Genomic DNA, 16,009 nt, shown 5'->3' with positions numbered 1-16,009 from the left:
CGAGACACAGCGGAAGAACCGACAGCAACCCGAGACCACAGCAACGACCAGTGCCCGAACGGTGTGCCCTCGACCCGAAGGCGGGCAGGGGAAGGGCGGCCGGACGGGCTCGGGGCCGGTCCAGTGGTGGCACGGGCGGGGTCCGTAGGGTGGGTGCCGTGCTTCGTGAGGTAACCGCCATCCGGTATGTCACTCCCCTCCGGGAAGGTGGGTCGCTGCCCGGCGTCGTCGAAGCCGACGACCTCGGGACGTACGTGGTGAAGTTCCGCGGAGCCGGTCAGGGCCCCCGTGCCCTGGTCGCCGAGGTGATCGCCGGGGAACTGGCGCGGCGGCTGGGGCTGCCGGTGCCGGAGCTGGCCCGGGTGGAGCTGGATCCGGTGGTGGCGCGGGCCGAGCCGGACGAAGAGGTCCAGGAGCTGATCAAGGCCAGTGCCGGGGGCAACCTCGGGATGGACTTCCTGCCGGGGGCGCTGGGTTACGACCCGGTGGCGCACCCGGTCGACGCGGGGCTGGCCAGCCGGGTGGTGGTGTTCGACGCGTTCGTGGAGAACGTGGACCGCAGCTGGCGGAACCCGAACCTGCTGATCTGGCACGGTGGCCTGTGGCTGATCGATCACGGGGCGACGCTGTATTTCCACCACAACTGGCCGCGCGCCGAGAACGTGGTGCACCGCCCGTACAAGTGGGACGATCACGTGCTCAAACCGTATGCCACCGAAGTCGCCTCGGAAGGGCCGCGGCTGGCGGCCCGGATCACGCCGGACCTGCTGACCGAAGTCATCGGCCTGGTGCCGGAGGAGTGGCTGGAGGACGGCGACCGGGACGCCTATCTGAACCACCTGTCGCGCCGGGCCGCGCAGCCGGAGGCGTGGCTGCCGTGACACCCCGACTCACTCCTTACGAGTACGCGATCATCCAGGCCGTGCCCCGGATCGAACGCGGCGAGCTGATCAACGTCGGTGTGCTTCTGTACAGCCAGCGGCACGATTTCCTGTCGGCGCTGACCCACCTGGACGAGGCGCGGCTGCGGGCGCTGGACCCGGCCGCCGACGTCGACGGGATCCGGGCGGCGCTGGACGCCTGGGACCGGACCTGCGCCGGCGGCGGCGCGTCGGAGCAGATGCGGCTCGGCGAACGTTTCCGCTGGCTGGTGGCGCCGCGCAGCACGATCCTGCGGGCCGGGCCGGTCCACATGGGACTGGCCGCCGACCCCGGCGCCGAACTGCGAAGGCTCGTGGACCTGCTGGTCCGTTGAATCGACCGGCGGGAGAAGGTCAGCGCCGCTCGCGCAGGTCGACGTCGTAGCTGATGCCGCGAGGTGAATGGCAGGTGACGACGTCGCCGGGCCGCACGCGCGGGTCGGACGAATAACGCTCGGCCAGTTTGCGCTCGGCGGCCTGATCACCGGCGTCCGCGTCGATCAGCAGGGCGGCGATCTCGTCGAGCAGGGCGACATCGCCGGACTCCCACGGTGGCAGGGTCGCCCACGCCTCCTCGACCGACCGGCCGCCCAGTCCGGCGAGCACTCGTGCGGGCTCACCCCAGAAGTCCCACAGCAGCAGCTCGTCACCGCGGCGGTGGGCGAGCTCGGTCAGCACGTATTGCCCGATCATCAGGGGGCCGCGGATCGGCAGGGCGGGATCGACGCCGTACGTCGAAGGGTCGTCGTCGCCGAGCCGGAACGCCCGCCAGGACTGGGCCGCCGTCCGCAGACCGCCCGGCCCGAGGGGCACGTCGGCCACGTCGACCGGGAACCCGGCGGCCGGGTCGAGCTGGGCGTCGGTGGCGACCCAGCGGGTGCCGTCGTGGTACTCCACCACGACGTGGTCGGTGTGGAAGCCCTCGTGGAAGTAGTCGGCGAAGCCGACCCGGCTGCGGGCGGGGATCCCGTTCGCCCGCAGCGCGGCGACGGTGAGCAGGGTGAAGTCACGGCAGCAGCCGACGATCCGGTCCTCGGGCGGGCGCGGGGCGCCGAGCGGCTCGCCCGGCGGGAGGGCGTCGAGCATCGTCTCCACCCAGCGGCTGTCGATCTCGGTGAGCCGCCGGGGCGGGAAGTCGATGCCGGAGGCGCGGTAGTGGACGACCGTGTTGCGGACGACGGCGCCGATCGCGGCGACCTCGGCGGGCAGCGCCGCCACGTCGGCGGGCAGCGCGGTGAGCCGGCTGAGGTGCCGGCCGGGGTCGGAGAATCGGGTCTGTCGGGTGTAGTCCATCAGCTCATCCCTCGAACGGTTGGGCGACGTGTGTGAACGGGTCGGCTCCGGTGAGCCGGTCCCAGTTGTCCAGGTAGATCTCGCGGGGCGGCGCGGTGCGGATCAGGCCGGCCGTCCGGACGTGGGTCTCGACCGCCTCGTACGCCTGCAGGATCCGGGGGTAGAAGCAGTCGTCCCGGGTGACCTCGGCGAAGGCCACCAGGTGCTCCGGCTCCATCCGGATGGTGAGCCGCCCGGCCGGCTCGGCCGTCCCGGTGAACGGCACGCAGACCTCGACGGGAGCCTCGCAGTCGGGCGTCACCTGGCCGTGATAGATCGCCCAGTGCTCGCCGGTCGTCGCGGCGCCCTGCTCCTCCAGACGGCGGCGGATCTCCCACTCGGCGGCGCCCATGCCCGGGACGAGACCCTGCTGGTCGGTCTCGAAACGCAGGGTCGCGACCTTGCGGGCCGGCTGCAGGACGGTGTGCACGGGGTAGGAGATGTCGGGCTCGTCGCCGTGCGCGAGCCGGGTGCGCAGCCATCGATAGCCGTCGCGGCGGGCGGCGATCGCGGCCTCCTCGGTGGACCACCACCGGTCGAGCCGGGTGACCGCCTCGGCGTCGGGCAGGCCGAGCATGTCGCCGATCACGGCGAGCGGCATGCCGAGCCGCCGCAGCAGACTGATCCGCCCGGCTCGGTCGAGCTGGACGGAGGTGTAGCGCCGGTAGCCGCTCGGCTCCACCTCGGCCGGTGGGAGCAGGCCGGACGCCTCGTAGAGCCGCAGCGCCTTGATGGAGAGCCCGGTCCGCCGCCCGAACTCTCCGATGGTCATCGACCCGTCCCCCCGTACCGTCATGGGTTTGATGGTGAGGTCTGCCCCAGGGGACGAGTAAAGAGGGCACACTGATCGGATGCAGCTCCCGCTGAACCCGCCGGTCAAGCCGATGCTCGCCAAACCCGTCGCGGACATCCCGCCCGGCCAGATCTACGAGCCCAAATGGGACGGATTCCGGTCGATCGTCTTCCGGGACGGTGACGAGGTGGAGATCGGCAGCCGCAACGAGAAGCCGATGACCCGCTACTTCCCGGAGGTGGTGGAGGCGGTGCTGGGCAACCTCCCGGAGCGGGTGGTGATCGACGGCGAGGTGATCGTCGCCGACACCGGGCGGAACACTCTCGACTTCGAGGCCCTCCAGCAGCGCATCCATCCCGCGGCCAGCCGGGTGAAGCTGCTGGCCGAGCAGACGCCCGCGAGTTTCGTGGCGTTCGATCTGCTGGCGCTGGGCGACGAGGACCTGACCGAGCTGCCGTTCCACAAGCGACGCGAGATGCTGGTGAAGGCCCTGGAGAACGCCAAGCCCCCGGTGTACGTGACTCCGGCGACCGATGATCTCGACACCGCCCGCCGGTGGTTCGCCGAGTTCGAGGGCGCCGGGCTCGACGGCCTGATCGCCAAGGGCCGGGATCTGACCTATCAGCCGGACAAGCGGGTGATGTCGAAGATCAAGCACAAGCGGACGGCGGACTGCGTGGTCGCCGGTTACCGGGTGCACAAGTCGGCGGAGAACCGGATCGGCTCGCTGCTGCTCGGCCTGCACGACGAGCGGGGCGTCCTGGTCAGCGTCGGGGTGATCGGCTCGTTCCCGATGAAGGTCCGGGAGGAGCTGTTCGCGGAGCTGCAGCCGCTGGTCACCACGTTCGAGGATCATCCGTGGAACTGGGCGGCGCACGAGCAGGGTGAGCGGACCCCGCGCAAGAACGAGGTGAGCCGGTGGAACGCGGGCAAGGATCTGTCCTTCGTCCCGCTGCGGCCGGAGCGGGTGGTCGAGGTCCGCTACGACTACATGGAGGGCGTCCGGTTCCGGCACACCGCCCAGTTCGAACGATGGCGCCCCGACCGCGAGCCGTCGACCTGCACCTACGAGCAGCTGGAGCGGCCGGTCCGGTTCGATCTCGCGGAGGTGCTGACCAGCCGTTGAGGATCGCCGTGGGGAGGACCGGATAGGGTTCGGGGCGTGGATCGTCGCTCGCGCCTGGCCGTCGCCCTCATGACCGTGCTGGTTCTGGCCACCGTCGCGGGGTGCACGCTGCCCTCGTTCGCGCCGGAGGGTTCCGAGGAGCCGGCCGTCCCGGGGGCCGCCGCTCCGAGCAGCGGCACGGGCACCCGGTGGCGGCCCTGTCCCGAGGTGCCCCGGGAGGTGGTGGGTGTCGCCTCCTCCGCCATGACGTACGAGTGCGCCACCGTCACGGTGCCCCGCGACTGGGCCACCCCGGCGAGCGCGGAGACGTACGACATCGCGCTTCTCCGCATCCGGTCGAAGAAGCAGAAGGCGGCGGACCGGATCGGGTCGCTGCTGATCAACCCGGGCGGGCCGGGCGGTTCCGGCATCGACATCGCCGTTTACCTGTCGTTCGGCCAGGCGCAGGGCGGCCTGCCGACCGAGATCACCGACCGGTTCGACATCGTCGGGTTCGACCCGCGCGGGGTGAGCCGGTCCAGCCCGGTCAAGTGCATCAGCGCCAAGGATCAGGACACGAGTTTCGCCGCCACCCCGGATCCGGCGGGTCAGGCCGAGTTCGACGCGGCCGTCGCGCTGAACCGGAAGGTGGCCGCCGACTGCGCCGGGAAGTACGGGGAGCGCCTGCGCACCTTCTCCACCGAGCAGGCGGCCCGTGACCTGGACGCGCTGCGCGCCGCGGTCGGCGACGAGAAACTCACCTACCTCGGATATTCGTACGGGACGCTGCTCGGCGCCACCTACGCCCAGCTGTTCCCGAAGAACGTGCGCGCCCTGGTGCTGGACGGCGCGGTCGACCCGACCGAGTCCTTCGTGTCCGGCTCCGAGCAGCAGGCGAAGGGCTTCGAGCGGGCCTTCACCAACTTCACCGGCTGGTGTGCGCGGAACGCGGCGAAGTGCCCGATCGCGCCGGACGCCCGCGGCGCGGTGACGGACGCGCTGGCCAAGGCGAAGGTGTCGCCGGTGACCGGCCCGGACGGGCGGGCGGCGACCGACGGCTGGGTGTTCGTGGGGCTGATCTCGTCGCTCTACACCGAGTCGGGCTGGGCTTACCTGGCCGAGGCGATCGCCGGTCTCCAGCAGGGCGACGCGGAGGGCATCTTCCAGCTCGCCGACCAGTACGCGGAACGCGAACCGGACGGCACCTACTCCAACATGTTCGACGCCAACCTGGCGGTGAACTGCGCGGACGCCGGCAAGACGCCGACCGCCGAGGAGGTCCGGCGGTTGCAGGGCGAGTGGCGGGCGAAGTACCCGCTGTTCGGCGCGGCGCTGGCCGTCGGGATGCTGCCGTGCGTGTTCTGGGCCGGTCAGCGGGACCCCTACCCGGCGGGCAAGGCGGTGGGCTCCCCGGACCTGCTGGTGGTGGGCACCACCGGGGACCCCGCGACGCCGTACGAGAACACCGCGGACCTGGCGAACATGCTGGGCGTCGGCCACGTGCTGACCTGGGAGGGCGAGGGGCACACCGCGTACCCGACGACGGCCTGTATCCGGGACGCGGTGGACGGTTACCTCATCGATCTGGAGCTGCCGCGGGAGGGTCTGCGCTGCCCGGCGAAGTGATGCCCTGACGGGCCGCCATCTCCTCCAGCAGCACCCGGGTGATCCGCAGGTTGGCCTTGAGCTCCTCCTGCTCCTCGTGCCGGAAGGCGTCGGTGTCGACGATCAGCTTGCTGGCGAAGTGCGCGGTGATCAGTGGGATCACCAGCAGGACCATGGCCGAGATGAGGATCCCGGCCATCAGCCGGGCGGGCCAGGTCTGTGGCGCGAAGTCGCCGTACCCGACGGTGGAGGCGGTGACCACCGCCCACCAGAGCGAGTCGCCGATCGACTTGCCCTCGAAGTGGTGGTAGAGGTAGCCGCAGATCACGATCAGCATGGAGTACGCGAGAAGTAGTCTCTTCGGTGAGTTGGCCAGCCAGACAAGCCCGCGGTACAGCATCCGGGGCAGGATGAGCAGCGCATTCATCTGGTCATGGTGCCCGAGGTGAACAACCCGCGACAGCCCGTGACAGGCTTTCGGCCATGAAGATCCGCATCGCCACCCGCGCCGACGTCCCGGCCGTCCTCCGCCTGCTCGCCGACGACGACCTCAGCCGGGCCCGCGGCTTCGGTGACGTGCCGGCGGAGATCGAGCCCGGAATCTGGGCGGCGTTCGAGGCGATCGACGCGGACGACCGCAACGAGCTGATCGTGGCGGAGGTGGACGGCGAGGTGATCGGCACGTGCCAGCTCACCTTCATCCCCGGGCTGAGCCGGGGCGGCGCCGAGCGCATGTCGATCGAGGCCGTGCGGATCCGCTCCGATCAGCGCGGCCGCGGGCTCGGCGGCGACCTGATCCGGTGGACGGTCGAGCGCGCCCGGGAGCGCGGCTGCCGGATGGCGCAGCTCACCACCGACAAGCGGCGCACCGACGCGCACCGGTTCTATGCCGCCCTGGGCTTCGAGGCGTCGCACGAGGGCATGAAGCTGGCCCTGTGACCGGCGACGGTCCGGACCGTGTGGGGATTCCGGGCGCGAACAGCGGCCGGACTCCACACGGGCTAACCCGATGACTTGAGGTCGCGGTCCTTGGAGGGCTGCACCCGCTTGGGCTCCCCGGGCATCTTCGGGTGGTCCGGCGGATAGGGCAGGTCGCCGAGACCGTCTCGCTCGTCCCGCGCGACCCACTCCAGCAGCGGGGTGAGGTCGTGCGCCACGTCGTCGATGCCGGCGTGCGGGTCGCCGCCCGCGGCGAACCGGGCCGGCATGGTCCGCAGGTCGAAGTCGTCCGGCTCGACGGTGGCCAGCTCGTCCCAGGTGACCGGGGCGGAGGCGGTGGCCCGGGCGTTGGCGCGCAGCGAGTAGGCGCAGGCGATGGTGCGGTCCCGGGCCATCTGGTTGTAGTCGAGGAAGACCCGCTCGCCGCGTTCCTCCTTCCACCAGGAGGTGGTGATGCCGGCCGGGTCGCGCCGCTCCACCTCGCGGGCCAGCGCGATCGCCGCCCGGCGCACGTCAACGAACGACCAGCGGGGCTCGATGCGCACATAGACGTGCACACCCCGGCCGCCGGAGGTCTTCGGGTAACCGGTCCAGCCGAGCTCGGCGAGGACCTCGCGGACCACACCGGCGGTGGCGACCACGTCCGGGAAACCGGTGCCGGGCTGCGGGTCGAGGTCGATGCGCAGCTCGTCCGGGGAGTCGGGGGCGCCGGCGCGGACCGGCCAGGGGTGGAACACCACGGTGCCCATCTGGGCGGCCCAGGCGACGTGGGCCAGGTCGGCGGGGCTGAGCTCGTCGGCCGTACGCATGCTCGGGAAGGCGATCTTCGCGGTCCTGATCCAGTCGGGAACGCCGCGGGTGGGGATCCGTTTCTGGAAGAACATCTCCCCCTCGATCCCGTCGGGGAAGCGCTGCAACGTGGTGGGACGGTCGCGCAGGGCGCGCAGGATGCCGTCGCCGACGGCCAGGTAATACTCGAAGACGTCCCGCTTGGTGAACCCGCGGGCCGGGAAGACGACCTTGTCGGGGCTGCTCAGGCGCACGGTGTGCCCGGCGATCTCGTGCTCTTCCGCGGCGGCTTTCGGCATGGTGTGAGCCTATGCCCCGAGAAGGCGCCAGGCCGCCCGTGAACCGGACGGCCTGGCGAGAAGAGGGTCAGGCGTTGCGGCGGCGGCGCGAGTAGAGCACGGCCGCGGCGCCGCCGGCCACCAGGAGGCCGCCGACGGCCAGGGTGCCGCCGAGCGCGTCGCCGGTGAGCGGCAGCGTCTCGCCCGAGCTGACGCCCGCGCCGCCGGTGGTGGCGCCGGGGACCGGGGTGACGGTCTCCGCGAGGGCGCCGCCCGGCGTGCCCTGGGTGACGGTGCCGGTCGGCGTGCTCGGCGTCTGGCTGGGGGTCTCGCTGGGGGTCTCGCTCGGCGCCTCGCCGGGGCCGTAACCGGGCTTGCCGCGGGTCGGGCCGGTGGCGGTGGTCGCCGGGGCGCCGCCGGCGGGCGGGACGGTGGCGACCGCGGCGGGCCCGGCGGGCGCCTCGGGGGCCTGCTGGACGTCGCCGTAACCGGCGTTGCCGCGCTGATCACCCGGCCCGGGACTGGGCGTGATGATCGCGTGACCGGCCTTGCCGGCGAGGTCAGCGGCGGCCGAGGCGGGCGCGCCGCCGAGGGCCAGGGCGACAAGGACGGTGGCACCGACCGTGGGGAGTCCAGCGGCCAGCCGACGCGAAAAGCTCATGAGGAGTATCCGTTCTGTTGCTGAAGGTACGGTTCCATGGTCGCACGAGAGCTTAACGTTAATTGCCCGATTTACCCGAAAAAAGCCCTCGGCGGGTCTTCACCCCGGAAGACCACCGAAACGGTGACTCCGCCACAAATGAGACAAAGCGAACACCTTCAGCTCGAACTGCGGGTCGGCCGCGAACAGCCCTCCGCTGTACGGGGCGTGCAACTGCACGCTGGCCCCGGAGTCCAGGTAGACCGAGACCACGTTGCGGCGCCCCCGCCGCTCCGCCCGCAGGTCGACGACCCGGCTCCAGGGCGCCACCCCCTCTGCGAAGACCGAGGAGGTACGGATCCCGCCGGCGCCCACCTCGACCCCGGTACGCCGCCCGGCCGCCAGACCCGCGACCGCCCCGATCAGCAGCGACCCGAGCACCAGCGCCGCCCACATCCACCCGGGCGGCCCCGAGCCGAACAGCGCGATGATCACCGCCATTCCGACACTCGCCACCGCGCCGAGCACGCCGAGGTAGAGACCGTGGCCGAACGCCTGCTGCGGGGTCGGCCGGAACGTCGCCGGGGATGCACCTTCCATGACCCCTCAACGGCGGGCGCACATCACATCCGGCGGACCGGACGTGCGACGTACGGTTGATGGCATGACGACCGATCTACCTACCACTCAGGAAGAATGGCGGGTCCGCCTGACCCCCGAGGAGTTCTGGGTCCTGCGCGAGGCCGGCACGGAGCGCGCCTGGAGTGGTGAGTACGTGGACACCAAGACCGAGGGCGTCTACAACTGCCGCGCCTGCGGCGCGGCGCTCTACCGGAGCGACAGCAAGTTCGACAGCCACTGCGGATGGCCCTCCTACGACGACGCCATCCCCGGCGCGGTCAAGGAGATCGAGGACCGCGGCCACGGCATGGTCCGCACGGAGATCAGGTGCGCCCGCTGCGATTCGCACCTGGGCCACGTGTTCCGGGGCGAGGGCTTCACCCCGAAGAACACGCGGCACTGTGTGAACAGCCTGTCGATCAGGCTGGATCCCGCCGCCTGAGGTCCTCGACGACGTAAGAGACGCCCGTGGGCGCCTCGACGACGGCCGACTCGGTGACGACCCACTCGTCACCGAGCTCCGGCGCGAAGGCATCCCCGGCGACCTCGATGTCGATCCTGGTCCGGACGATGTGCCCGGCCCGTGGCAGGAACTCCGCGTAGACCTCGGCACCGCCCATCACCCAGAAGTCATCGGGCTTCACGTCATCGAGTGAGTGGATCACCGTGGCGCCGGCGGCCGTCCACGCGGGGTTCCGCGTCAGGACGATGTTCTCCCGGCCGGGCAGCGGCTTGCGCGGCAGCGAGTCCCAGGTGGCCCGGCCCATCACGACCGCGGCGCCCATCGTCCGCTCCTTGAAGATCCGCTGCTCCCCCGGCACCCGCCACGGGATGGTGTTCCCCGCGCCGATCACCCGGTTCCGGGCCTCGGCCCAGATCATGTGGATGGTCATACCGCCACAGGGGCCTTGATCAGCGGGTGGTGCCGGTAATCCACCAGCGTGAAGTCCTCGAACTCGTGCTCGAAGAGGCTCGGGCGGGGCGCGATCTCCAGGCCGGGGAACGGGTACGGCTCCCGGGTGAGCTGCTCGCGTACCTGCTCGATGTGGTTGTTGTAGATGTGCACGTCACCGCCGACCCAGATGAAGTCACCGGGTGTCAGGCCGGTGTGCGCGGCGACCAAGTGGGTCAGCAGCGCGTAACTGGCGATGTTGAACGGCACGCCCAGGAACAGGTCGGCGCTGCGCTGGTAGAGCTGGCAGGAGAGCCGGCCGTCGGCCACGTGGAACTGGAACAGCGCGTGACACGGCGCGAGTGCCATATCCGGGATGTCCGACACGTTCCAGGCGGAGACGATCATCCGCCGCGAGTCCGGATCCGTCCGCAGCGTCTCCAGCACCTCCGCGAGCTGATCGACGTCACCGCGGGACGTCGGCCAGGAACGCCACTGCTTGCCGTAGACCGGGCCGAGATCGCCCGACGCGGAGGCCCACTCGTCCCAGATCGTGACGCCGCGCTCCTGAAGCCACCGCACGTTGGTGTCGCCGCGCAGGAACCAGAGCAGCTCCACGGCGAGCGACTTGAAGTGCACCCGCTTCGTGGTGATCAGTGGGAAACCCTGGGACAGGTCGTAACGGAGACGCTCACCGAAGAGGCTGAGCGTCCCCGTGCCGGTGCGGTCGCTCTTGGGAGTGCCGGACTCCAGAACCCGCCGCAGGAGATCTTCATATTGGGTGTCGACGGCCATCCGGTAAAACTAGCGGAGCTTCCCGCCGATGCCGACGATGCGCCGGGCCAGATGGTCCAGCGCGGCGAACTGCACCTCCGACAGCGGGGCGTCGTTGCTGCCGCCGGTGACGTGCGAGACGCCGTACGGGTTGCCGTCGGCGAACTTCAGCGGATCGGTGTACCCGGGCGCCACCACCACCCCGCCGAAGTGGTAGATCGTGTTGTAGAGGGCCAGCAGCGTGGACTCCTGGCCGCCGTGCTCGGTCATCGACGCGGTGAACCCGGCGTACGCCTTGTTCGCCAGCTGGCCCTGCGCCCACTGCGGTCCCAGCGTGTCGATGAACTGCTTGAGCTGGCTGGCGACGTTGCCGTACCGGGTCGGGGTGCCGAAGAGCACCGCATCCGCCCAGACCACGTCGTCGGCAGTCGCCTTCGGCTCGTCCTTGGTCCGGTCGAAGTGCTGGCTCCAGGCCGCGTTCGAGGCGATCGCCTCGGCCGGCGCGAGCTCGGGCACCTGGCGCAGGCGCACGTCGGCGCCGGCTTTCTCACCGGCCTCGCCGAGCCGCTGAGCCATCGCGTGGATGGTTCCCGTGGACGAGTAGTAAATGATCGCCAGCTTCACATCAGCCATGACACCAGGAGATCCCCTCGGCCCCCGGGCCGAAACGCTTATAGGTGAAGTTCGCTGCCGTCCTCGTCGTCCAGCCAGATGCCGTCGGTGGCGAGGTAGCGGAACTTGTAGGTCCCCGGGCCGAGGGACACGCTCACCGTCCGGGTGCCGTTGCGCCGCGCCTGGAGCTCGTGCCGGCCCGGCTCCCAGTCGTTGAAGTCGCCGACCACGCTGACCCGGCCGGCCGGCTCGGCGGCGGGCAAGCTGAAGGTCACCCGGGTCTTGTTGCCGAACAGCCTGCTTGTCTTGATCATCATGCCCTCCCAGCCTTCACCGGGTACAACGGCGGACAGCCGCGTATGTTGTGCCGATGCATCCCGAACCTCACGACGAGCTTCGAGTGGCCTCGTTCCGCGATCTGGACACCACCACCCTGTACAAGATTCTCAAACTGCGCAGCGTGGTTTTCGTGGTCGAGCAGGAATGCCCCTATCTCGACCCGGACGGACGCGACATCGAGCCCGGAACCCGGCACATCTGGTTCGAGAAGGGCGACGAGGTGCGGGCGTACCTGCGGGTCCTGGCCGATCCCGGCGCCGAGCGGATCGGCCGGGTGGTGACCGCGACGGACGCCCGCGGCGCCGGACTCGCCGCCCGGCTGATGGAGAAGGCCCTGGAGGTCATCGGGAACCGGCCGGCCGTGCTCGACGCGCAGGCGCACCTCACCGGTTTCTACGCGAGGTTCGGCTTCGAGACGGCCGGCCCGGAGTTCCTGGAGGACGGCATCCCCCACGTGCCCATGAAGCGGGCCGCCGGCTAGGGCAGGTGGGCGACCAGCTCGGTGACCGAGCGGCGGCGGCCGGTGTAGAACGGGACCTCCTCGCGCACGTGCCGCCGCGCGCCGGAGGCCCGCAGGTCACGCATCAGGTCGACGATCCGGTGCAGCTCGTCGGCCTCGAACGCGAGCATCCACTCGTAGTCGCCGAGCGCGAACGACGCCACCGTGTTGGCCCGCACGTCGGGGTATGGCCGGGCCATCCTGCCGTGCTCGGCGAGCAGCTGGCGGCGCTCCTCGTCGGGCAGCAGGTACCACTCGTAGGAACGCACGAACGGGTAGACGCAGATGTACGGCCGGGGCTCCTCGTCGGCCAGGAACGCCGGCAGGTGACTGCGGTTGAACTCGGCCGGGCGGTGCAGCGCCATCTGCGACCAGACCGGCTCCAGGTGACGGCCCAGCGCGGTCCGGCGGAACAGCCCGTAGGCGTCCTGCAGCGCGTCCGGCGAACTGGAGTGCCACCACACCATGATGTCGGCGTCGGCCCGCAGCCCGGACACGTCGTAGGTCCCGCGGATCGTCACGCCCTTGGCGCTGAGCTGCTCGAACAGCCCGTCGACCTCGGCGGCCAACTCGTCGCGGAGCGCCGGCAGCGGCGTGGCCGCCCGGAAGACCGACCACATGGTGTAACGGATCGTGGCGTTGAGCTCCTTGATCCGGGCCGCGTTGGTCTGCTGCTCTGTCATCGAATCCCCTCCAGGTACTTGCTCACATCGTCCGCCGCACGCTCTCCACTCGCCACACACACCGGGATGCCGACACCGTCGAACGCGGCCCCGGCCAGCGCCAGCCCCTCCGGCAGCCCGGCCCGCAGGCGCGCGACCCGGTCGGCGTGACCCGGCGCGTACTGCGGGAGGCCACCGCCCCAGCGCTGCACCCACGACTCCACCGGCGCCGGCAGTGGCACACCCAGCAGCTCGCCGAGCTCACGGTGGGCGATGGCGAGCAGCGAAGCGTCGTCCAGGTGCAGCCGCTCCTCCTCACCGGCCCGGCCCAGCGACGCCCGCACGATCACCGGACCGCCGGCCACGGCCAGGTGCGGCCATTTCGTGGTGAAGAAAGTCGCGGCCTTGACCAGCGTCCCCTCCCCCGGCGGCACCAGGAAACCGGACAGCTCCGGCAACTCCGTGCCGGGTGGCAGGGCCATCGCGGCGAGCGCCACACTCGCGTACTCCAGCTCCTCGGCCCGTCCGAGCAGCCGCGCCGCCGGCTTCGCCGGAACGGCCAGGATCACCGCGTCGGCCTCCTCGGTGCGCGGCGCGGGCGCCGGGCCGAGAGTCAGAAGCCAACGACCCCGCGGGGTACGGCTGAGCTCCCGCACCGTCTCCCCCAGCATCATCCGCGCCCCGGACGCCGCGGCGGCGGCCGCGACGAACCGGCTCATCCCGCCCTCGACGGCCGCGAACACCGGCCGCCCCGGCACCCGGCGGCTGCGCGACTGGGCGGCCCGGACCGCGCCGGCCAGGGTGTGCTCGGTCTCCGCGGTGTGCGCGAGCTGCGGCATGGTGACCCGCAGCGACAGCCGGTCGGCCCGGCCCGCGTAGACCCCGCCGAGCATCGGATCGACCAGCCGGTCCACCACCTCGGGCCCGTAACGCTCGCGGACCAGCGCGCCGACCGCGACGTCCTCGCCGGGCGCCAGCAGCGGCCGGCCGGAGTCCACGTCGGCGCCGTCGGCGGGCGCGGCCACACCGTCCAGCGCGGACAGGTCGCCGGGGACACCGACCAGGGTGCCGCCGGGGATCGGCGCGAGCCGGCCGCCGAACGCCAGCGCGGCGGGACGGGCGGCCGGATGCACCAGCGCGTCACCGAGGCCGAGCCGGCGGGCCAGGGCCACCGCCGCGGACTCGGCGCCGTCGGGGCCGCTGTTCAAGAACGACTCGGCGCCCCGCTCCACCGGCAGTCCACCCAGGTCACCGGTGTGGAGCTTGCCACCCAGGGCGGTGTTCCGCTCGTACACCACGATCTCGGCGGCGGGTGTCAGGTCGCGCGAGCGGACCGCGGCCGCAAGGCCCGCGATGCCGCCGCCGATGATCGCGATCCGCTTCCGCACGCTCTTCACACTCCCAGGTCGCGCCCGCTTCCGCCGAGCGGGGTCCGTCGCTGTGACGCGATCCTGCTCCCCCGGCGGCCCCGGCCTCCAGGGTCTCAGGACCCGGACACGTCGTGCACCAGCGCGACCAGCCGGGTCAGGACCTCCGGATCGGTCTCCGGCAGCACACCGTGACCGAGGTTGAAGACGTGGCCCGGAGCGGCCGCGCCCTGCTCGAGGATCCGCCTGGTCTCCCGCTCGACCGTCTCCCACCCGGCGAACAGGATCGCCGGGTCCAGGTTGCCCTGCACCGCGCGAGCCGGCCCGATCCGCTTGGTCGCCTCGTCCAGCGGGGTGCGCCAGTCCACCCCGACCACGTCGGCGCCGGCCTCACCCATCGCCTCCAGCAGCACCGCGGTGCCCACTCCGAAGTGGATCCGCGGCACCCCGGCGTCGGCCAGGCCGCCCAGCACGGCGGCCGAGTGCGGCATCACGTACCTGCGGTAGTCGGCCTCGGACAGGGCGCCCGCCCAGGAGTCGAAGAGCTGGACCGCGCTCACCCCGGCGTCGATCTGGACGCGCAGGAAGGTCAGCGTGATGTCGGCGAGGCGGGCGAGCAGCGCGTTCCACAGGTCGGGGGCGCCGTACATCATCGCCTTGGTCTTCAGGTAGGTCCGCGACGGACCGCCCTCGATCAGATAGCTGGCCAGCGTGAACGGCGCGCCGGCGAACCCGATCAGCGGCGTCGCGCCGAGCTCGGCGACCAGCAGCCGCACCGACTCGGTGACGAAGTCCACGTCGGCCGGGGTGATCGGGCGCAGCCGGGCCAGGTCGCCCTCGGCCCGGATCGGCTCGGCCACCACCGGGCCGGTGCCGGCGACGATGTCCAGATCGACACCGGCCGCCGCGATCGGCACCACGATGTCGCTGAAGAAGATCGCCGCGTCCACGTTGTGCCGGCGCACCGGCTGCAGGGTGATCTCGGTGACCAGGTCGGGCCGCCGGCACGACTCCAGCATGCCGACACCCGCCCGGATCTTCCGGTACTCCGGCAGGGACCGGCCGGCCTGCCGCATGAACCAGACCGGAGTGTGCGGGCCGGGCAGACCACGACAGGCCCGGACGAACGGGGAATCCTGGAGAACCGTCACCCGGCCATCCTGTCATGGGTCCGGCGCGCCCCGGCGGCGCGGCGAGCAGTGGCAGCCACTAGATCGGCATAGGCTGCCCCCATGGCGTCCCCCTCCGCTGCCCCCGAGGCGTTCACCCGCGCCGTTGCCGGGTTGCGCGCGGAGTCGCCGCGGCCGGAGATCCTGCTCGAGGAGATCGCCGCGCCCCAGCGGCTCGCGCCGTACTCGTTCGCCCTCAGCGCCACCGTGCTCCGCGCCGGTGACGAGGTGGCGAGCGGCCGGCTGATCCTGCTGCACGACCCGGCCGGGCACGACGCCTGGCAGGGCGATCTGCGCCTGGTCACGCTGATCACCGCGGAGCTGGAGGAGGATCTCGCCTCCGATCCGCTGCTGCCCGCGGTCGCCTGGACATGGCTGACCGACGGGCTGGACCAGCACGCGGCGGCGTACACGGCGATCGGCGGCACGGTCACCCAGACCGCGTCCACCCGCTTCGGCGAGCTGGCCGGCCCGGAGCCGACCGCCGACCTGGAGGTTCGTGCGTCCTGGACGCCCACCTCCGGCGACTTCGGCGCGCACCTGCGCGGCTGGTGCGTGATGCTGTCCTCGACGGCGGGGCTGCCGCCGCCGGGCGTCGCCTCCCTCAGCGACCGGCACCTGCTGAAGAGCTGATCTCCGGGCGCTGTCGCGCCCGGAGACCGCGCCCGGCCTC

At 71.6% G+C, this 16,009-nt stretch carries 21 protein-coding genes; 8 read left to right on the top strand and 13 right to left on the bottom strand.

Annotated elements, in window-relative coordinates; all coding sequences use genetic code 11:
- Nucleotides 1-158 precede the first annotated feature (158 nt).
- Nucleotides 159-881, top strand: coding sequence for a HipA family kinase (locus Aut01nite_RS39515; RefSeq protein WP_043526548.1), 723 nt, complete (start codon nucleotides 159-161; stop codon nucleotides 879-881).
- Nucleotides 878-1,255, top strand: coding sequence for a DUF3037 domain-containing protein (locus Aut01nite_RS39510; RefSeq protein WP_043526547.1), 378 nt, complete (start codon nucleotides 878-880; stop codon nucleotides 1,253-1,255). Before Aut01nite_RS39515 ends, Aut01nite_RS39510 begins: the two co-directional genes overlap by 4 nt.
- Nucleotides 1,256-1,274: 19 nt before the next feature.
- Here the strand turns inward: Aut01nite_RS39510 and Aut01nite_RS39505 are convergent, their stop codons facing one another.
- Together Aut01nite_RS39505 and Aut01nite_RS39500 are read right to left on the bottom strand one after the other, a co-directional pair.
- Nucleotides 1,275-2,213: a transglutaminase-like domain-containing protein gene (locus Aut01nite_RS39505; RefSeq protein WP_043526402.1), complete on the bottom strand. Its 939-nt coding sequence runs from the start codon at nucleotides 2,211-2,213 to the stop codon at nucleotides 1,275-1,277.
- A 4-nt stretch (nucleotides 2,214-2,217) separates the two neighbouring features.
- A complete protein-coding gene (locus Aut01nite_RS39500) occupies nucleotides 2,218-3,048 on the bottom strand; it encodes a MerR family transcriptional regulator (protein ID WP_204037907.1) in 831 nt (276 codons plus the stop codon).
- 55 nt (nucleotides 3,049-3,103) lie between these two features.
- Here Aut01nite_RS39500 and Aut01nite_RS39495 point away from each other — a divergent pair, with 55 nt between their 5' ends.
- Entirely contained in the window at nucleotides 3,104-4,171 is a 1,068-nt protein-coding gene (locus Aut01nite_RS39495; protein WP_043526398.1) for an ATP-dependent DNA ligase, read from the top strand.
- Between the two features lie 69 nt (nucleotides 4,172-4,240).
- Nucleotides 4,241-5,776, top strand: a complete 1,536-nt coding sequence (locus Aut01nite_RS39490; RefSeq protein WP_083999160.1) for an alpha/beta hydrolase — start codon at nucleotides 4,241-4,243, stop codon at nucleotides 5,774-5,776.
- Here the strand turns inward: Aut01nite_RS39490 and Aut01nite_RS39485 are convergent.
- The gene (locus Aut01nite_RS39485) at nucleotides 5,727-6,182 is read right to left on the bottom strand and encodes a potassium channel family protein (RefSeq protein WP_043526394.1); all 456 of its coding nucleotides are present in this window, start codon (nucleotides 6,180-6,182) and stop codon (nucleotides 5,727-5,729) included. The two genes, Aut01nite_RS39490 and Aut01nite_RS39485, sit on opposite strands and share 50 nt — an antisense overlap.
- A 56-nt stretch (nucleotides 6,183-6,238) precedes the next feature.
- Between Aut01nite_RS39485 and Aut01nite_RS39480 the strand changes: the two genes are divergently transcribed.
- A complete protein-coding gene (locus Aut01nite_RS39480) occupies nucleotides 6,239-6,694 on the top strand; it encodes a GNAT family N-acetyltransferase (protein ID WP_043526392.1) in 456 nt (151 codons plus the stop codon).
- 62 nt (nucleotides 6,695-6,756) lie between these two features.
- Here the strand turns inward: Aut01nite_RS39480 and ligD are convergent, their stop codons facing one another.
- The 3 genes from ligD to Aut01nite_RS39465 all read right to left on the bottom strand — a co-directional run bounded on the left by ligD (nucleotide 6,757) and on the right by Aut01nite_RS39465 (nucleotide 9,001).
- Nucleotides 6,757-7,782 (bottom strand): non-homologous end-joining DNA ligase, encoded by a 1,026-nt coding sequence (ligD, locus tag Aut01nite_RS39475; protein WP_043526390.1) that lies wholly within the window; start codon nucleotides 7,780-7,782, stop codon nucleotides 6,757-6,759.
- Nucleotides 7,783-7,849: 67 nt separating this feature from the next.
- Nucleotides 7,850-8,422: an LPXTG cell wall anchor domain-containing protein gene (locus Aut01nite_RS39470; RefSeq protein WP_043526388.1), complete on the bottom strand. Its 573-nt coding sequence runs from the start codon at nucleotides 8,420-8,422 to the stop codon at nucleotides 7,850-7,852.
- A gap of 99 nt (nucleotides 8,423-8,521) precedes the next feature.
- A complete protein-coding gene (locus Aut01nite_RS39465) occupies nucleotides 8,522-9,001 on the bottom strand; it encodes a hypothetical protein (protein WP_043526386.1) in 480 nt (159 codons plus the stop codon).
- 64 nt (nucleotides 9,002-9,065) lie between these two features.
- Between Aut01nite_RS39465 and msrB the strand changes: the two genes are divergently transcribed.
- Nucleotides 9,066-9,464, top strand: coding sequence for a peptide-methionine (R)-S-oxide reductase MsrB (msrB, locus tag Aut01nite_RS39460; RefSeq protein WP_052163875.1), 399 nt, complete (start codon nucleotides 9,066-9,068; stop codon nucleotides 9,462-9,464).
- Here msrB and Aut01nite_RS39455 read toward each other — a convergent pair.
- The 4 genes from Aut01nite_RS39455 to Aut01nite_RS39440 are packed head-to-tail and all read right to left on the bottom strand — an operon-like array spanning nucleotide 9,442 to nucleotide 11,614.
- A complete protein-coding gene (locus Aut01nite_RS39455) occupies nucleotides 9,442-9,915 on the bottom strand; it encodes a dihydrofolate reductase (protein ID WP_043526384.1) in 474 nt (157 codons plus the stop codon). The two genes, msrB and Aut01nite_RS39455, sit on opposite strands and share 23 nt — an antisense overlap.
- Complete coding sequence (locus Aut01nite_RS39450) at nucleotides 9,912-10,709, bottom strand: thymidylate synthase (RefSeq protein ID WP_043526382.1); 798 nt, start codon at nucleotides 10,707-10,709, stop codon at nucleotides 9,912-9,914. Before Aut01nite_RS39450 ends, Aut01nite_RS39455 begins: the two co-directional genes overlap by 4 nt.
- 9 nt (nucleotides 10,710-10,718) lie before the next feature.
- Nucleotides 10,719-11,321: an NAD(P)H:quinone oxidoreductase gene (wrbA, locus tag Aut01nite_RS39445; RefSeq protein WP_043526380.1), complete on the bottom strand. Its 603-nt coding sequence runs from the start codon at nucleotides 11,319-11,321 to the stop codon at nucleotides 10,719-10,721.
- A 38-nt stretch (nucleotides 11,322-11,359) separates the two neighbouring features.
- Nucleotides 11,360-11,614 (bottom strand): isoamylase early set domain-containing protein, encoded by a 255-nt coding sequence (locus Aut01nite_RS39440; RefSeq protein WP_043526543.1) that lies wholly within the window; start codon nucleotides 11,612-11,614, stop codon nucleotides 11,360-11,362.
- 56 nt (nucleotides 11,615-11,670) lie between these two features.
- Here Aut01nite_RS39440 and Aut01nite_RS39435 point away from each other — a divergent pair, with 56 nt between their 5' ends.
- Nucleotides 11,671-12,120, top strand: coding sequence for a GNAT family N-acetyltransferase (locus tag Aut01nite_RS39435; RefSeq protein WP_043526378.1), 450 nt, complete (start codon nucleotides 11,671-11,673; stop codon nucleotides 12,118-12,120).
- On the opposite strand, the gene hemQ is transcribed toward Aut01nite_RS39435, so the two are convergent.
- From hemQ to hemE, 3 genes are all read right to left on the bottom strand, one after another.
- Nucleotides 12,117-12,821, bottom strand: a complete 705-nt coding sequence (hemQ, locus tag Aut01nite_RS39430; protein WP_043526376.1) for a hydrogen peroxide-dependent heme synthase — start codon at nucleotides 12,819-12,821, stop codon at nucleotides 12,117-12,119. The two genes, Aut01nite_RS39435 and hemQ, sit on opposite strands and share 4 nt — an antisense overlap.
- On the bottom strand, nucleotides 12,818-14,188 hold the full coding sequence (gene hemG, locus Aut01nite_RS39425; protein ID WP_043526542.1) for a protoporphyrinogen oxidase: 1,371 nt from the start codon (nucleotides 14,186-14,188) through the stop codon (nucleotides 12,818-12,820). Before hemG ends, hemQ begins: the two co-directional genes overlap by 4 nt.
- A gap of 95 nt (nucleotides 14,189-14,283) precedes the next feature.
- Entirely contained in the window at nucleotides 14,284-15,318 is a 1,035-nt protein-coding gene (gene hemE, locus Aut01nite_RS39420) for a uroporphyrinogen decarboxylase (RefSeq protein WP_043526374.1), read from the bottom strand.
- Between the two features lie 81 nt (nucleotides 15,319-15,399).
- On the opposite strand from hemE, the gene Aut01nite_RS39415 reads away from it, so the two are divergent.
- Entirely contained in the window at nucleotides 15,400-15,969 is a 570-nt protein-coding gene (locus Aut01nite_RS39415) for a DUF3000 domain-containing protein (protein ID WP_043526372.1), read from the top strand.
- Nucleotides 15,970-16,009: the final 40 nt, after the last annotated feature.

It is taken from the genome of Actinoplanes utahensis, from assembly GCF_016862455.1.
GTDB lineage: Bacteria > Actinomycetota > Actinomycetes > Mycobacteriales > Micromonosporaceae > Actinoplanes > Actinoplanes utahensis.
The sequence above is the reverse complement of the archived record's forward strand: the minus strand, read 5'-3'. Positions and strand labels throughout refer to the sequence as shown.

Excerpts from the sequence above, each read along its gene's own strand:
- Aut01nite_RS39505 (WP_043526402.1), bottom strand. The coding sequence starts at position 2,213 with ATGGACTACACCCGACAGACCCGATTCTCCGACCCCGGCCGGCACCTC.
- Aut01nite_RS39500 (WP_204037907.1), bottom strand. The coding sequence starts at position 3,048 with ATGACGGTACGGGGGGACGGGTCGATGACCATCGGAGAGTTCGGGCGG.
- Aut01nite_RS39495 (WP_043526398.1), top strand. The coding sequence starts at position 3,104 with ATGCAGCTCCCGCTGAACCCGCCGGTCAAGCCGATGCTCGCCAAACCC.
- Aut01nite_RS39490 (WP_083999160.1), top strand. The coding sequence starts at position 4,241 with ATGACCGTGCTGGTTCTGGCCACCGTCGCGGGGTGCACGCTGCCCTCG.
- Aut01nite_RS39485 (WP_043526394.1), bottom strand. The coding sequence starts at position 6,182 with ATGAATGCGCTGCTCATCCTGCCCCGGATGCTGTACCGCGGGCTTGTC.
- Aut01nite_RS39480 (WP_043526392.1), top strand. The coding sequence starts at position 6,239 with ATGAAGATCCGCATCGCCACCCGCGCCGACGTCCCGGCCGTCCTCCGC.
- ligD (WP_043526390.1), bottom strand. The coding sequence starts at position 7,782 with ATGCCGAAAGCCGCCGCGGAAGAGCACGAGATCGCCGGGCACACCGTG.
- Aut01nite_RS39470 (WP_043526388.1), bottom strand. The coding sequence starts at position 8,422 with ATGAGCTTTTCGCGTCGGCTGGCCGCTGGACTCCCCACGGTCGGTGCC.
- Aut01nite_RS39465 (WP_043526386.1), bottom strand. The coding sequence starts at position 9,001 with ATGGAAGGTGCATCCCCGGCGACGTTCCGGCCGACCCCGCAGCAGGCG.
- msrB (WP_052163875.1), top strand. The coding sequence starts at position 9,066 with ATGACGACCGATCTACCTACCACTCAGGAAGAATGGCGGGTCCGCCTG.
- Aut01nite_RS39455 (WP_043526384.1), bottom strand. The coding sequence starts at position 9,915 with ATGACCATCCACATGATCTGGGCCGAGGCCCGGAACCGGGTGATCGGC.
- Aut01nite_RS39450 (WP_043526382.1), bottom strand. The coding sequence starts at position 10,709 with ATGGCCGTCGACACCCAATATGAAGATCTCCTGCGGCGGGTTCTGGAG.
- wrbA (WP_043526380.1), bottom strand. The coding sequence starts at position 11,321 with ATGGCTGATGTGAAGCTGGCGATCATTTACTACTCGTCCACGGGAACC.
- Aut01nite_RS39440 (WP_043526543.1), bottom strand. The coding sequence starts at position 11,614 with ATGATCAAGACAAGCAGGCTGTTCGGCAACAAGACCCGGGTGACCTTC.
- Aut01nite_RS39435 (WP_043526378.1), top strand. The coding sequence starts at position 11,671 with ATGCATCCCGAACCTCACGACGAGCTTCGAGTGGCCTCGTTCCGCGAT.
- hemQ (WP_043526376.1), bottom strand. The coding sequence starts at position 12,821 with ATGACAGAGCAGCAGACCAACGCGGCCCGGATCAAGGAGCTCAACGCC.
- Aut01nite_RS39415 (WP_043526372.1), top strand. The coding sequence starts at position 15,400 with ATGGCGTCCCCCTCCGCTGCCCCCGAGGCGTTCACCCGCGCCGTTGCC.